The sequence below is a fragment of the Gemmatimonadota bacterium genome (assembly GCA_022560615.1).
In the GTDB taxonomy this organism is placed as follows: Bacteria; Gemmatimonadota; Gemmatimonadetes; order Longimicrobiales; family Gaopeijiaceae; genus UBA1138.
This window is the reverse complement of the sequence record JADFSR010000044.1, coordinates 1-15,232: the sequence shown is the minus strand read 5'-3', so window position 1 is coordinate 15,232 and position 15,232 is coordinate 1. Positions and strand designations below refer to the sequence as shown.

11 protein-coding genes are annotated in these 15,232 nt (G+C 64.0%); 7 read left to right on the top strand and 4 right to left on the bottom strand.

Annotated elements, in window-relative coordinates; all coding sequences use genetic code 11:
- The first annotated feature begins 15 nt into the window (after positions 1-15).
- Positions 16-2,694, top strand: a complete 2,679-nt coding sequence (locus tag IIB36_17460) for an ABC transporter permease (protein MCH7533526.1) — start codon at positions 16-18, stop codon at positions 2,692-2,694.
- A 38-nt stretch (positions 2,695-2,732) separates the two neighbouring features.
- On the opposite strand, the gene IIB36_17455 is transcribed toward IIB36_17460, so the two are convergent.
- Together IIB36_17455 and IIB36_17450 are read right to left on the bottom strand one after the other, a co-directional pair.
- Complete coding sequence (locus IIB36_17455) at positions 2,733-4,154, bottom strand: M20/M25/M40 family metallo-hydrolase (GenBank protein ID MCH7533525.1); 1,422 nt, start codon at positions 4,152-4,154, stop codon at positions 2,733-2,735.
- A 150-nt stretch (positions 4,155-4,304) separates the two neighbouring features.
- The gene (locus tag IIB36_17450; protein MCH7533524.1) at positions 4,305-4,865 is read right to left on the bottom strand and encodes a nitroreductase; all 561 of its coding nucleotides are present in this window, start codon (positions 4,863-4,865) and stop codon (positions 4,305-4,307) included.
- A gap of 247 nt (positions 4,866-5,112) precedes the next feature.
- Here IIB36_17450 and IIB36_17445 point away from each other — a divergent pair, with 247 nt between their 5' ends.
- The 6 genes from IIB36_17445 (at position 5,113) to IIB36_17420 (ending at position 12,061) form a co-directional block, all read left to right on the top strand.
- A complete protein-coding gene (locus IIB36_17445; protein ID MCH7533523.1) occupies positions 5,113-6,216 on the top strand; it encodes a pyridoxal phosphate-dependent aminotransferase in 1,104 nt (367 codons plus the stop codon).
- A gap of 100 nt (positions 6,217-6,316) precedes the next feature.
- Entirely contained in the window at positions 6,317-7,954 is a 1,638-nt protein-coding gene (locus IIB36_17440; protein MCH7533522.1) for an amidohydrolase, read from the top strand.
- 105 nt (positions 7,955-8,059) lie between these two features.
- Positions 8,060-10,774: a prolyl oligopeptidase family serine peptidase gene (locus IIB36_17435; protein MCH7533521.1), complete on the top strand. Its 2,715-nt coding sequence runs from the start codon at positions 8,060-8,062 to the stop codon at positions 10,772-10,774.
- Positions 10,771-11,124, top strand: coding sequence for a hypothetical protein (locus tag IIB36_17430; protein MCH7533520.1), 354 nt, complete (start codon positions 10,771-10,773; stop codon positions 11,122-11,124). Before IIB36_17435 ends, IIB36_17430 begins: the two co-directional genes overlap by 4 nt.
- Positions 11,125-11,427: 303 nt before the next feature.
- Positions 11,428-11,724, top strand: coding sequence for a type II toxin-antitoxin system RelE/ParE family toxin (locus IIB36_17425; protein MCH7533519.1), 297 nt, complete (start codon positions 11,428-11,430; stop codon positions 11,722-11,724).
- Between the two features lie 13 nt (positions 11,725-11,737).
- Entirely contained in the window at positions 11,738-12,061 is a 324-nt protein-coding gene (locus IIB36_17420) for a HigA family addiction module antidote protein (GenBank protein ID MCH7533518.1), read from the top strand.
- 1,153 nt (positions 12,062-13,214) lie between these two features.
- Here IIB36_17420 and IIB36_17415 read toward each other — a convergent pair.
- Positions 13,215-13,757 carry a YqgE/AlgH family protein gene (locus tag IIB36_17415; GenBank protein MCH7533517.1) on the bottom strand — a complete coding sequence of 181 codons (543 nt, stop codon included), beginning with the start codon at positions 13,755-13,757 and terminating at the stop codon, positions 13,215-13,217.
- Positions 13,758-14,106: 349 nt separating this feature from the next.
- A complete protein-coding gene (locus IIB36_17410) occupies positions 14,107-14,640 on the bottom strand; it encodes a DinB family protein (GenBank protein ID MCH7533516.1) in 534 nt (177 codons plus the stop codon).
- Positions 14,641-15,232 lie beyond the last annotated feature (592 nt).

The window sequence follows — 15,232 nt, the reverse complement described above, 5'->3', positions numbered from 1 at the left end:
AGCGGAGGCGGGGGGATGACCATGCTGACGGACTGGCTACGCGGCATCGGAGTGAAGCTCAAGACGCTCCTTCGACCTGACGCGGCCTGGAAGGACCTTGACGACGAAGTGCGCTTCCACCTCGAGATGGAGGCAGCTCGACTTCGGAGGGAGGGGCTAGCACCTGAAGAGGCCCGGCGTCAGGCGATGCTCCGCTTCGGGGGTGTGGAACGAATCAAGGACGAGACCCGGGAGGCCCGGGGAACGAAGCTTTGGGAGGACATGATGCAGGATCTCAAGTACGGGCTGCGCATGATCGTGAAGAACCCCGTGTTCAGCGCCGTGGCGATCATCACGCTGGCGCTGGGCATAGGTGCGAACACCGCAATTTACACGGTGGTCAAAGCCGTGTTGCTCGACCCGCTTCCGTTCGAAGAATCGGAGGAGCTGACGCTGCTCTGGACACGCAACGACGAGCAGAATCAGGACAAGTACATGGTGTCGCCCATGGACTTCGACGACTGGCGGACCATGAACACCACGTTCGAGTCGATGGCCGCGTTCTGGCCCACAACGGGGACCGTGACCGAGGACGACGGGAATCCGACGCGTGTGCGTGTGGTGCACACGACCGAAGACTTCTTCACGGTAATGGGTGTGCTGCCGCTCTCGGGGCGGGCCTTCCGGGAAGACGACGGCCCGGGCTCGACGGCAGTCGCAGTGCTCAGTCACGGATTCTGGCAACGCCGCTTCGGAGGCGACCCGGCCGTAATCGGCCAGTCGATCACGTTGGATGGCGGCCCGATCGAGGTCATCGGTATCGTGCGGCCGGAGCACACGTTTCCGGACAACACGGACATGTGGATCAACATGACGTGGACCATGCAGATCCAGAGTAGACAGGCGCGTTGGATGAGCGCCATCGGTCGTCTGAACGACGCCGACGCGCTCGGGGCGGCGCGCACGGACCTGGTCGGTGTCGCGGCCCGAATCGAGCAGGCGAATCCCGACTCGAACCGCGGCTGGACCGTCACGGTGGCGAAACTGCACGACGAGATCGTAGGAGATACACGGACGGCGCTGCTCGTTCTGCTGGGCGCGACGGGCTTCATTTTGCTCATCGCGTGCGCAAACGTCGCAAACCTCTTGCTCTCCAGGTCGGAAGTGCGGGCCAAGGAGATCGCGGTCCGGGTGGCGTTCGGGGCTGGGCGCGGGCGCCTGATCAAGCAGCTCGTGACCGAGAGTCTGGTGCTCGCAGGGGCGGGGGCGCTGCTCGGCCTCGCGGGCGCACAGGTCGGTGTGCGCGTGCTGCTGAGCCTCGCGCCGGTCACACTGCCACGCGCCGAGTCGATCCAGATCGACGGAACGGTGCTCGGTGTAGTCGCTGGCGTGAGCCTGCTGACCGGAGTTCTCTTCGGGCTCGCGCCGATCGTGCGTCTACTGCAGTCGGACTTGCAAAGCACCATCCGAGACGGAGCCAGGTCAACGGGGAGCGCGGGAAAGCAAAAGGTTCAAAACGCTTTCGTCGTCGCACAGTTCGCGATGGCTCTGATGCTCGCGGTCGGTGCCGGCCTACTGGTCCGCAGTTTCCAGAACCTACGCTCCGTGGATCCCGGATTCGTGCCCTCGGGGGTGCTCACGCTGGAGCTCGACGTCTCGACGTCAGTGGCCCCCGGAAACCAGGAGGTCATCGACTTCTACGAGCAATTCGAGCGACGCATCGCCGAATTGCCCGGTGTCCTGGCGGTCGGTGATGCGTCGAGCCTACCACTGGGTGAGGCGCTCGACTACAGCCAGATCTTCAGCTTCGTGGACAAGGAGGTGCCACCGGAGGTCGAAGTACGCGCGTTCAACCGGCTCGTCAGCCCCGGATTCCTGTCGGCGATGCGCACCCCGATCATCGCGGGACGCGACTTCAATTCGATGGACCGGGTGGGGTCACCCGGTGCAGTCCTGATCAACGAGACGCTCGCCAACCGATTCTTCCCCGGCGAGGACCCGATCGGCGAGAAGATCGGGGACGTGCGCACCTGTTACGGTCCGCTGGGCTGCCTGCATGTCGCCGGCGACATCCAGGAATCGGAGATCGTGGGAGTCGTCCGTGACGTTAAGTACGACGGGCTGCGCGTAGACGCACAGCCCGGCATTTACTTCAGCGGGATGCAGTCCTCGATCAAGCGCCGCACGATCGTGGTGCGGTCGACGAGCGCGACCAGCGCCCTCTTGCCCGCGATCCGACAGGAGCTCGCGAGCATGAACCCGAGTGTGGCACTCACCAACGTCCAGTCGCTGGATGACGTTGTGGCCGACGCGCAGTCCCGGGACCGATTCAGCGCGCTACTGCTGTCGATGTTCGGCATCGTCGCTCTGCTTCTGGCCTCTGTGGGCGTGTACGGCGTGCTGGCCTACACGGTCGAGCAACGCACGAGCGAGCTCGGAATCCGAATGGCGCTCGGCGCTGACCGGGGCGACGTGAGAGGCATGGTGCTGTCGGACGGACTGCGCTTGGTGCTCGTGGGTCTCGGTGTTGGAATCGTAGGAGCGATCGCCGTGTCGGGTGTGATCTCGAGCCAATTGTACGGCGTGAATGCGCGGGACCCGGTGATCTACGGTGGCATCACGGCCTCGCTGCTGCTGGTCGGCCTGACCGCGAGCTTCGTACCGGCCTGGCGGGCGACCCGCGTGTCACCATTGGTCGCGATGCGCAGCGAATAGTCCGACGCTGGGCGGGTCGGCGATGGCGCCGGCCCGCCCTACGCGATGCCGCCACCGGTAAGCGCCTTCACCAATCTGTAGAGGAATTCCTGACCCTCGTAGAAGCTCTGGATGCTGATGCGCTCGTCCCTTCCGTGCGCTCGTATGTCATCCATATCGTTGAACAGCCCGCTCACGCCATAGACCGGGATGCCCTCCCTGCGCAGATAGAGTCCGTCGGTCGCTCCGGTGGACATGACCGGGAGCACCTTTACGCCCGGCCACATCTGCTCGGTGATGCGCTCGATCGGGCCGAGCACTTCGTCGGTCAGTGGTGAAGGCGGGCTCGGTGTCGCGGTGCCGCGGGGCTCGACGGTTACGCCGAACGGGCGAGCGAGCTCCTGGAGCTTAGCTTCCACTTCCGCTGGATCGTGAGTTGGGAAGATGCGGCAGTTCACGTTCGCTCGTGCCAACTGGGGCAGCGCGTTCTCCGCATGACCACCTTCGAGCAAGGTCGCCACGCACGTGGTGCGCAGCCGCGAGTTGTAGCCCGGATCGACAGAGAGCGTCGCGGCGGCTTGGGCGTCGTCCGGGTTGGCGATGATGCGTCGCATCGCCTCGCCCATTTCACCGCCGACGAGGTCCGCCGACCCACCGAAAAACTCTTCCGTGACTTCATGGAGCATGACGGGGAACGCGTAGGCCCGGACAGCGAGCAAGGCCTGGGACAGCTCGTAGATCGCGTTCTTGTCGACCGGGAGCGACGAGTGACCGCCGGGGTTCGTCGCGGTGAAATAGAACGACAGGAATTTCTTCTCAGCGGCCTGCACGTTGTTGGAGATCTTGCGACCGTTCCTCTCCATGCCGCCGCCACCTTCGTTGAGCGCATACGCCGCGTCGATCAGGTCACGGTGCTCCGCGAGCAGGAACTCGACACCGTTGCGCGGACCTCCTTCTTCGTCCGCTGTCAGCGCTAGGACGATATCACGGTCGGGCACGAAGCCCTCTCTGCGCATGCGGATGAAGTTGGCCGTATAGATCGCGGCCTCGTCCTTGTTGTCGGTGACGCCGCGCCCATAGTAGAAGCCGTCCCGCTCGAGGAACTCGAACGGGTTCAGATCGGCACTCCAGTCCTCGGGCAACGCCTCGACGACATCGATGTGCGCAAGTAACAGGATCGGCTTCAGCGAGCTGTCCCGTCCGCGGTAGCGCGCGACGAGGTTGCCTTTCGTCGGCGCGTCGGACGGGACGAGCACATGCACGTCCTCCTCCGGGAAACCAGCCTCGAGAAGCGCGTCCGCCATCGCGCGTGCCGCGACGGTGTTGTTGCCGCGTTCGCTGTCCGTCGTGTTGATCTCGATGAGCTCGGCGAAGAGCTCGCGCGCGAGATCCATGTACTCTTGCGGAGGGGTCGTCTGGGCCACGCCGGTCGTGACGGCCAGAGCGATCCCTAGCGCGAGCACGGCGGCGATCCGAAGCATCCTCGTCATCTCAGGCTTTCCTCTTTCTCTTACGCGACTCTCTTGTAAACGACACGAGCGCCGATTACGCGATGCCACGTTCACCAGTCGATACAAGAACTCCATACCTTCATGGAAGTTCTGAATCACGACATGACGCACTATGCGTCGCTACTTCACCCAGGTCGTGAGCTCGGCGGCGGGACAGCGCGCTTTGGCCTCCGGCACGCTCGCGGGTTCTCCCACGTTGATGGTGGCGACGATGCGCTCACCCTCCGGGAGGCCCACCGCCGCACGCGACCGCGGGTCGTCCATGATCCCGCCAGACTTGATGTGCGTGCCGAGCCCCATCGCGTGGGCGACCAGCGAGAGGTTCTGGATCGCCATGAACGTTGCCGCGTAGTCCTCTTCGCGGATCTCGGGGTTCTCGTCGAGCACGACGCTTACGACGAGCATGAACGGAAGCTCCCGGTGCGTACGTTCGACCTTCTCGATGACGGCCTGAGCCGCGTCGGGGGCCTCCACCCGCTTCGCTTTGCGGGCACCGAGCGCGGCCCCATACGCGGCGCGCGCCTCGGGACCGAGTACATAGAACCGCCAAGGCTCGGTCATACGGTGGTTCGGCGCCTGGCAGGCTGCGTCGAGCAACCGTTCGATCTCTTCGCGGGAGATCTCTCGGTCGGTGAACTCTTTGATCGAACGTCGGGTCGCGATGGCCTCGAGAACTGTCATTGGGCGGGGCGGTCGGGGAGGACGGGAGGTGCGAACCGTCGGAATCTGCAAGAAGCCGGGACCCGGCGCATGTGGGCACACGGCCCCAGCCCTAGCCAAGCCCGCCTGATGCCTCCGTACCGTGCCGCGACTCTACAGACCGGAGACGCCGTGTCCTTTCGCCGTGAGCTGGGCCGATTCGATACTGCGTGCGTGGTCGGCGGCGACATCACCGGTGCCGGCATCCTCATCAAACCCTGATACGGAAATGTCCATACCTGACGCACGCTTTCCCGCCAGCTGGGCTCCGTACATGACGTGGGCGAAGCACCACGCTCACACCAAGTACAACCTCACGGGGTCGAACCTCCTGCCCTGCACGATCGACGAGCTGCCGGGTGCGAGAGAGGCGGTACGCCTGTACGATCGCAACGATGACGGGTGGCCCCCGCTCGTGCACGCAATCGCCCAGCGGTACGACATCGACGCGGCGCGGGTCGCGACCGCGCCGGGTGCGTCCGGAGCGAACTTCCTAGCGCTCGCGGCGCTGGTGCGGCCCGGCGACACCGTGCTCGTCGAGTGGCCTGGGTACGACCCCCAGGCCGGCGCCGCTCGCTTCCTCGGCGCGCGGGTCAACACGTTCGAGCGCGGATGGCACGACCGCTTCGCGCTGATCCCCGAAAGGGTGAAAGCAGCGCTCACACCCGAGACGCGGGCTGTGGTCATCACCAACCTGCACAACCCGTCCGGGGCGTATGCAGCGCCTGACGCTCTCGAGGCGGTGGGCGACCTCGCACGTGCCGTCGGCGCCAAGGTGATCGTCGATGAGGTCTACTTGGATGCGTTGAGGGGCGTGGACTTGAGCCCGGCGGCTACCCGAGACGACGTGTTCGTGTCCACGAATAGCTTGACCAAGTCGTACGGCCTCTCCGGGCTTCGCGTCGGCTGGATGATCGCAGACCCTGGAACCGTGGAGCGGGCACTACGCGTGCGCGACGTCGTGGACGCGGTCGGCTCGATCCCGTCAGAAACGCTCGGAGTGCTCGCGTTTCAGCAGCTGGACGCTCTGCTCGAGCGTGCGCGTGGCGTGCTCGAGCCCGGCCAAGCCATCATGCGCGACTTCATGGCGTCGCGGGCCGAGCTGGAATGGGTTCAACCGATCGGAGGCGCGATCGCCTTCCCCCGACTCGTCGGCGTCGATGACGCCGAGCCGTTCGTCGAGATGGCGGCGACCGAGTTCGACGTCGGAGTCACCCCCGGACATTTCTTCGGCGCCCCCGAGCACTTCCGCATCGCCGTCGCAGGCGAGCGGAGCGTGCTCGAGCGCGGCTTGGAAGTTCTGGGACGAGCGCTCGACCGGGGTCTCCCTTAGAAGCCCGTCAGAAGTACGGCGGGCAGGCCTTCGTAGACTTGCCGACGGGCCCCGTCTCCGCCAGCATGGCTCCTGCCTAGACCCATCGCTGGAGGACCCCATGCGCAAGTGCGCCGCAGTCACCGTCACGGCTCTCTCCCTCGTACTCGGTGCCTGCGAGCCCCCCGCCGCCGCGGACCTGATCCTGACAGGCGGAAGGATCGCGATCGTCGACGACGACTTCTCGATCCACGAGACCCTCGTCGTGCGGGACGGGCTCGTCCTGGCGGTCGGGGACGCCTCACTCGCCGACGAGTACTCGGCGCCAAGGACGGTCGATCTGGATGGTCGGCTGGTGGTTCCGGGCTTCAACGACACCCACACACACATCCGCGGCAACGCGCGCAGGCACATCGACCTCGGTGGTACGGAGTCGATCATCGAGATTCAGGATCTCATCCGCGCCAAAATCGAAGAGATGGGTGAGGGAGAGTGGATCACCGGATACGGATGGAGTGAGGACGAGCTCGCCGAGGGCCGCCGGCCATTGCGGGCAGATCTCGACGAAGCCGCCCCCAGCAACCCGGTCATGCTCACCCGGGCTGGCGGCCACAGCGCGGTAGCGAACTCTCTGGCGCTGTCATTGGCTGGGATCGACCGCAACACGCCTCAGCCCGAGGGAGGCGTGATCGAGTACGACGAGACCGGCGAGCCCAACGGCGTGATCCGCGAACGGCAGGGCATGGTCGGGCGGCTCGTGCCGGACGCGAGCCCCGAGGAGCTGCGTGAGACCCACGTGCAGGTGCTGCGTGACCAGCTCGAGCTCGGTATCACCAGCGTGATCCAGGCCGGAGAGAACCCCCGCGGCTTCGCACGCTGGGAGAGCATCTACGACGAATTCGGTGCCGAGCTGCCCCGAGCCGTCGTGCAGATCCGCTGGAGTAGCGCGGACCGCCTCGCGGAGTTCGGACGCATGTCCGGAGACGGAGACGACCGCTTCCGAGTCGGAGCGATCAAGGTGCTGGTCGACGGCGGGTTTACCGGCCCGGCGGCGTACACCATCGAGCCGTACGTGGGCATGGGAGAGTACCGAGGGATGCTGAACGTGCCCGAGGACGAGCTGCGCAGCTTGATCATGGAAGCGAACGCGCTCGGCTGGCAGCTCGGCTTCCACGCCATCGGCGACGCCGCGATCCAGCTCACTGTCGACGCGATGGTCGATGCGCTTGACGCGAATCCACGTGAGGATCATCGGCACTATCTGAACCACTTCACGGTAACGCCACCGGTCGAGACGCTCGAGCTCATGGCCGAATACGACATCGCGATCTCACAGCAACCGAACTTCACGTACACGCTCGAGGGACGGTACGCGGCGAACCTCGACGGAGACCGGCTCGCCCACAACAACCCGCTCAAGATCCCGATGGACTACGGGATCTTCATGGCGATCAGCAGCGACATCCTGCCGATCGGACCGATGGTGGGGCTGTACGCTGCCGTGACCCGCAAGGGCATGTCGGGCGAGGTGTACGGCCCCGACGAAGCGCTCACGATCGAGGAAGCGATCCGAGCCTATACTCGCAACGCGGCGTGGCTCACGTTCGAGGAAGACACCAAGGGCACGCTCGAGCCGGGGATGCTCGCGGACATGGTGGTGCTCTCGGAAGACCTGCTCACGATCGACCCCGAGCGGATCCTCGGCGTCGAAGTCGACATGACGATCGTCGGTGGACAGGTGCTATACGAACGCAGATGAGATGGCAGGCCAAGCTCGTTTTCGCTCAGTGCTCCTTGTGCATCTTCCCCAGGTCGCCACATCCTGAGCGACTCGATTCCCAGTAGCAGATCACGAGAGAGCCCCATGCACCATGTCGCACGACTTTCGCTCGCCCTATTTCTGGGCCTCGCTCCGGCGCTAGCCGCCCAAGAAACCACGCCGAGGCCACTCACGCTCGAGGACTACGGGGAGTGGAACCGCATTACGCAGGTCACGTTGTCAGGAAACGGGCTCTGGCTGGCCTACGCGTATCAACCGAACGACGGGGATGCCACGTTTTTCGTTCGCGAGCTCGACGGCGACATCGAGTACGAAGCTACCAACGGCTCGGGTGCCCTATTCAGCAATGACGGACAGTGGGTGGCGTTTCTCACGTCTCCGCCGGAGGAAGAGGCGGACCAGGATGGCGAAAGCGAGGAGCCGGTGCGTCGCACCCTGCATCTGATCGATCTCCGGTCGGGCGATCGCACGGAAGAGTCAGCGGTGCGCTCGTTCTCCTTCAGCGAGGACGGCCGCTTCCTCGCCATCCACAAGGAGCAGTCCGACGACGATGCCGAGCACGAGGGGTCCGATCTACTGCTGCGCGATCTGCAAGAGGGATCGATGCTCAACTTCGGCAACGCTTCGGCCTACGCCTTCAATGACTCGGGCGACCACCTCGCCTACATCGTCGACGCCGACGGCCAGTCCGGGAACGGCGTGTACCTGGTAAGTCCCGCGGATGGGCGGATTCGGCCTCTCGACACAGGCGCACATCACTACGACGACCTGGCATGGAACGAAGCTGGTGATGCACTCGCAGCCCTTCGAGGGGACGAGCCGGACGGAAAAACTCTCCGTGAAAACGTGCTCCTGATCACTTCGGATGTCGGTGGAGCACCACGCACGACCGTGTACGACCCGTCGAGCGACTCTGCCTTCCCCACCGGCTTCGTGCTCTCCGAGTTGGCGAGCACGCAATGGACGGAGGATGGTCGGCGCATTGCCGTCGGCATCAAGCCGCAAGAGGACGAGCTAGACGAGGACGAGGATAAGGACGACGAGCGCCCGAACGTCGACGTTTGGCATTGGGCCGACGAACGTCTGCAATCTGTGCAGATGGTCCAGGCTGACGCGGACCGGCGCTACACATATGCGTCCGTCTACAACGTGGAAGACGGTAGCTTCGTGCGTCTCGCGGACGACACCATGCGACGCGTGGACATCAGCAACGGTGCTTGGGCCATCGGGCGTCGCGACGTCGCGTACCGCGGGAACGTGAGCCAAGCCGGCGGGATGGCCGACTACGTCCGCATCGACATGTGCGACGGCGAGCAGACGGAGTTCCTGTCCGGACTCCGCCGTCCGATGGGGACATCGCCGGATGGAGCCTGGTACGTGTACTTGGCGGACGAGCAGGTCCACGCCGTAGAGCTGGCCACTCTCGACGATCACAACCTCTCCGAGCGGGCGGGCGTGGACTTCGTGAACCGCGAGTTCGATCTCGTAGCCGAGGCGCCCGCCTACGGAGTCGCCGGCTGGACCGAGGACGGCTCGGTCCTGCTCTACGACCGCTGGGACATCTGGGAAGTGCCGCTGGCAGGCGGGGACGTCGTGAGTGTCACCGGAGGAGCCGGAGACGCGGCCGATATCCGGTACCGGGTCGTGCGACTCGACACCGAGGCCGATTACGTGAATCCGGACGGGGCGCTGCTCTCAGCGTACGGGGAGTGGACCAAGCAATCCGGATACGCTCGGGCGCGTCCAGGACGCGCGCCCGAACCGGTGCTGTTCGGCGACGAAATGATCGCACAGGTCGTCAAAGCCTCCGACGCGGACCGGGTGGTCTTCACTCGCCAGACCTTCGAGACGTTTCCCGACTACTGGGTCTCCGACACGCGCTTCCGGAACCCGAGGCAGGTGACGGACGCGAACCCCCAGATCGTGGAGTTCGTGTGGGGCCGCAGGGTGTTGGTGGACTACACCGACGAGCGCGGAAACGCGTTGCAGGCCACACTCGCGCTACCCGCAGGCTATCAGGAGGACACGCAGTACCCGATGCTCGTCTACTTCTACGAGAAGATGTCCCAGCGGCACCACCAGTTCTCGATGCCTGTGTACGACGATCGCCCGCACATGTCGACGTACGCGAGCAACGGGTACCTGGTGCTCATGCCCGACATCATCTACGACGACGGGTACCCCGGCAGCTCGGCGCTGGACGACGTAACGTCGGCGGTCGAGAAGGTCATCGATCTCGGCTACGCGGATCCCGATAGGATCGGACTCCAGGGGCATTCCTGGGGCGGATACGAGACGTCGTTCATCCTCACGCAGACCGACATGTTCGCATCGATCGTGACGGGCGCCCCGCTCACGAACCTCATGAGCATGAACAACATCCTGTACAAGCGCACCGGCAATCAGAACGGACCGATTCTGGAGTGGAGCCAGGGTCGCATGGGTGACCAGCCGTGGGACGACATGGAGCGTTGGATCAGCCAATCACCGGTGCACCACGCGCCGAACATCAGCACGCCATTCTTGATCCTGCACGGCACGGAGGACGGAGCGGTCGACTGGAACCAGGGACTCGAGCTGTACACGGCGGCGCGCCGGCTGGACAAGGAGGTCATCCTGCTATCGTATCCCGACGAGCCCCATCATCTACGCAAGGAAGCGAACCAGAAGGACTTCCAGACGCGCATGAAGCAGTTCTTCGACCACTATCTCATGGGCCTGCCCGCGCCCGAGTGGATGACGAACGGCGTTCCGTTTCTCATGAAAGGGAAGGAAGCGCCCGAGAAGGTCATTTCATGAACCCCAGACTGCGTGCCGCCACGGTCCTCGCAGTACTCGTGCTGGCGACCGCCTGCGCGAGCGGAGGCAGCCGCATCAGCTCAAACGGCCCGTTGACCTCGGAAGACCTCATCGCGGGGCGTTTCGCGGACCCCATGGACGCGCTGCGCAGGCTGCGACCGGGGTGGATGAACAGGGTGCGAGGTATTTTCATCGAAGGCCATTCGGTTACAGCCGACGACCTGGCGCTCGAGCCGATCGGCGGGATCGCGGAGATCCGGCTGCTGCCGTGCGAGCGCGCGATGATCAAGTACCCGGTGAACTGCGTGTCGGCGAACTACCTGGAGATCACCCGCAAGCACATTCCGTAGCAGCGTTGCGAAGGCCGTGGAGGACCTGTTTGCGCTGGCGCTCGTCGAAGCTGCTGCGGGCTGTTCGCGGTAGGGTGAGCGGCCGCGCGTGAATGACCTTGCAATCCAATCGATTATCGCCGCCCCAGCCCCGTACCGAACGTCAGCACAGGCGCGGCTCCCCCGGACCCAGTTGCGCTCGAGCCGCCATATCTCCCATCCTGAAGCACAGGACGCAATCCAATCATTAGTTATGTAGCGCGTACCAGTCCGCGGCAGGCTCGATACGTGGCCATAGCACGCTAAGTGTGCTATCATGCTACGATGGCAATCACGTTTCTTGGCCGCGGCACGGAGGACGTCTATAACGGTGTGGACTCCAAGGCGGCGCGGAAGATCTGCCCGACTCAGCTCGCTCGGCGGGCTCGATCGAAGCTCTTCCTGATCGACGACGCCGAATCTGTGCAGGATCTCAGGGTACCACCGGGCAACCGGTTGGAGGCCCTGAAGGGAGATCGGCGTGGGCAATACAGCGTACGCATCAACGATCAGTTCCGGATCTGTTTCCGATGGACGGACTCAGGCGCAAGGGACGCAGAGATCATCGACTATCATTCCTGAAGAGACCTAGATCATGGTTAGAGTCCCTACGCATCGACCGCCGACTCATCCGGGCGAGATGCTTCTGGAAGAGTTTCTTGAGCCTCTTCGGATTACGCAGACTGAGTTGGCGGAACGTATTGAGGTTCCTTTCCAGAGGGTCAACAGTCTCGTGAACGGACGACGCGCGCTTACTCCAGATACCGCTCTGCGACTCTCCCGCGTGTTTGGAACGACCCCAGGATTCTGGATGAACCACCAACTGAGGTGGGACCTCTACCACGCGAAACTCGAAGCCAGGTCGGACCTAAAGCGGATCAAGCCAATCCGTCGGAAGGACTTGGCCACAACTGGCTAGCGGGCGCGCGCTACATAACAAGCGGTTGCTGCAGTCGCGGAAGAAGTTAGCGGGTCCGAAGCACTCGCCTTGCGGCTCGCGCTTCGGGTCACCATGCTGGCCGCGCAGCAGAACCGCAAACCGTTGGGCGGTGCGTCGGACGGTTGTCCTAGGGTTCGGGAGGGAGCGTGTGCTACGTCAACTGATCGAGACGTCGCGAAGGTCCGTGTGGATACTCCTGGCGCTTGTGGCATGCCGAAGTGCAGCTCCTTCGCCGCCGGCGCCAGAGGCGCTCGGGGATCTTGTTCGACGTCACTACGATCAGGTCTGTCGCGTCGACGTGGGCAGCTCTCGGGTGGTCACTGTTTCTGAGGTCTTCGATACGGTCGGGCTGGAGGCGGCACTTGGAGACCTCGGGGCAAGACCGTTGGCGGCAGATCCTCGCTCTGAAGAAGCTGGCTGGGGCGGGATCGACTTTGTCATTCGCTACGGGAGCGATGGGAAGCCCCAGGCAATGGGACGATGGGAGGCAAGTCTCGACAGCGCGACGACGTTCGATGTCGAGGCGATCCTCAGTGGGAGAGTCCGTCCGCTGCCCGGCCTGCTTGCGCCGGAAGGGTTTCGTGCCGTCGTCGAGCTTTCAGCCCGCCCGACGGTTCGCATGGAGCCTGCCGTCGTGTGCCTTCCGCACATTAGGCACGGCGATGGGGAGCGGCCCGAAGGTCTTCCCGAGGGTGTTGTTGCCACACGAGTACGGACAGGGTATCGGCCCCGAAGGAGTGGTGCCCAAGACCCACATGTTGCCGTCGTCAGGGTCCACTTGGATCGCAGCGGAGCGGTTACTACTGTCGAAGGGCTTTCCGGCGCCGCACTTCGGATCGAGGGAGCACGCGACGTTGTTTCACGGCTGAGCTTCGACCCTGGGCTTCGAAACGGGGAAGAGATCCCGAGTGAGATCGTGCTTAGGTTCCGCTTCGCTAACTGAGGGGGTCGGGCTAGTGAGATCGTACGCACGCTCGGTCCCCGGTCCATACCGGTGCACCGCTAACAAGCGAATGCTACTGACGCCGAATAAGCTGCTCATAAGTGCTTCGCACTTGTGCACGGGCTGGCGGCGCAGCAGAATCGCGAGACGTTAGGCGGAATCGGTGGGCTGCGTGGAATTTGACGGCGCTCAGTTCATCGATGGGTCGTACGGCACCCGGGACAGTTGCCGGTACTCCGGTCCCTTCCGCTCGATCACCTTACTCCAGAGCAAGTCGGGCGCATCGGTGAACACGTCATCTTCGCGCGCCGGCTCGATGATCCAACTGTCGACGGCCATCTCCGCCTCGAGCTGGCCCGGCCCCCATCCCGAGTAGCCCGCAAACACCCGCGCCCTGAGAATGCTCGGCTCGATGTCCGGCGAGACCTCGCGCACGAGAAAGCCCACGGACCCGAACACCAGGATATCTGCTAACTTGGGGTGCGCAAACTCGGCGAGGAGCACGGCGCTGCCCGGCTGGACCGGACCGCCCTGGAAGAGCAGCTCGCCGGGCGGCACCAAGTCGCTCAGGGGCGGAAGCCTCTCCTGGACCGTGACGTTCAGGGCGCGGTTCAAGACAACGCCCAGCGCCCCGTCGGCGTTGTGCTCCCCAACCAGGATCACTGTGTGGCGGAAGTTCGGATCGTACAGGCCACCGCTGGAGATCAGCAGACGGCCCCGCAGACTCTCCAATTCGTCACCTCCTCTCGACGGTCAAGGGCCGCCTGCCCCCTCATGGCAACGTAGACGGCGCCGGAGGGCAGCGCTACGACCGCAGTCCGCCTGGCCAAGGCCCGGGAGACCGTTGCGAGGCGAGAGCGCTCGGGTCCGGCCCGTCATGCGGGACTGCGCTGAGCACGGGCCGCACAGCTACCGTCGAGAGTCTTGGCCGGGTGCGCACCCGAGAGATTCCGTCTAACAAACGATTGCTGCAGTCGCGAGTGAGCGTGAGGGGTCGCGCGCTTCGCGCTCGGTCACCATTCTTGTCGCGCAGAATGACGAGACGTTATACAGGCCCAATCGCTCGAGGGGGGACGTCAGTCTACTTCGCCTCCGCCATTCGTGCTTCCCTCTGCCTAGTCAGATGGGGCACGATCCCCAACAGGCGTTGGACGAGCATGACCTGCCCGCGATGATGCATCTCGTGCTCTTTTACTGACAGAAGCATCTCTAGGCGGCTCTTGGGCGGCTGCGAAAACTCCGCGGGAAACGAGACGGTCTCGGCCAAGAACTCGTCTGAGACACCATCGAGGAATGTCGCCCAGATCTCTCCCTCCGCTTCCAGCATCGCAATCACTTCGTCCTTGGTACGAGGCTTCGCCTCCTCCGCTGCCAGTTCGGCCATGATCGCCATGAAGTCGAATCCCTCCATGCTGGACAATTTCTCCACCGCGTGAACCTGATGCTGAAAGCGATAGGACAGGGCGATATGGGTCAGCATCTTCTCAACCGTCCGACAGCCCTGGGCGGGGCAGAAGTCGTACTGGTCTTCCGGGATGTCGCGTGCGGCCTCGAGGGTGTTCTTCCGAACGGTACGAGAGCTTTGAGCGAGTTCGGTCGATCCATAGTAGGTCATGCGTCTGCTCCTCTGGAGGAGGAGTACAATAGCACCGGCGGACAAAAATTCGAGAGCCCCGTCTAGCGGTCCCATCTACCTGGCAAACGATCGGAAACCGGATGGGACCAGGCCAAGGTGGAATCGGCCGATGATGGGGCGACGATATGTGAAGTTGGGTCAGCCGGCCCACTCGGCGTCGTTTCAGCAGCTTCGTGGTCGGGCCACCGACGCGTTTCAGCACACTGAGTCGGAGCCTTCCGCATGGGCATCCCATCATCGACCTCAAGTGAGACGGGCCCGGCGTCGACTCGGCCTGACCTCCCCGTTTCAGCGGCCGTGAGGGTCAACGCACATGGGTCTCCGTCTACCTCTGGGCGTGCAACAGCCTAACTTCGAAGCTGAGGTGAGCGTCCTCCGGAGGCCTGCCTAGCATCAAGTTTGAAGTGCAACAGCATCTAAAGAGCTGAAGTGATTTCATAACACTCAGCGGGGGTTCGGAAGCCGAGCCTCCGGCGAGGTCTATTGTTGAGCTTCTTGGCGATGCGGTCGCAGTCACGCTGGGAGAGGTGAGCCATGCTGGTCCGTTTCGGGACGTACTGCCGTATGAGGC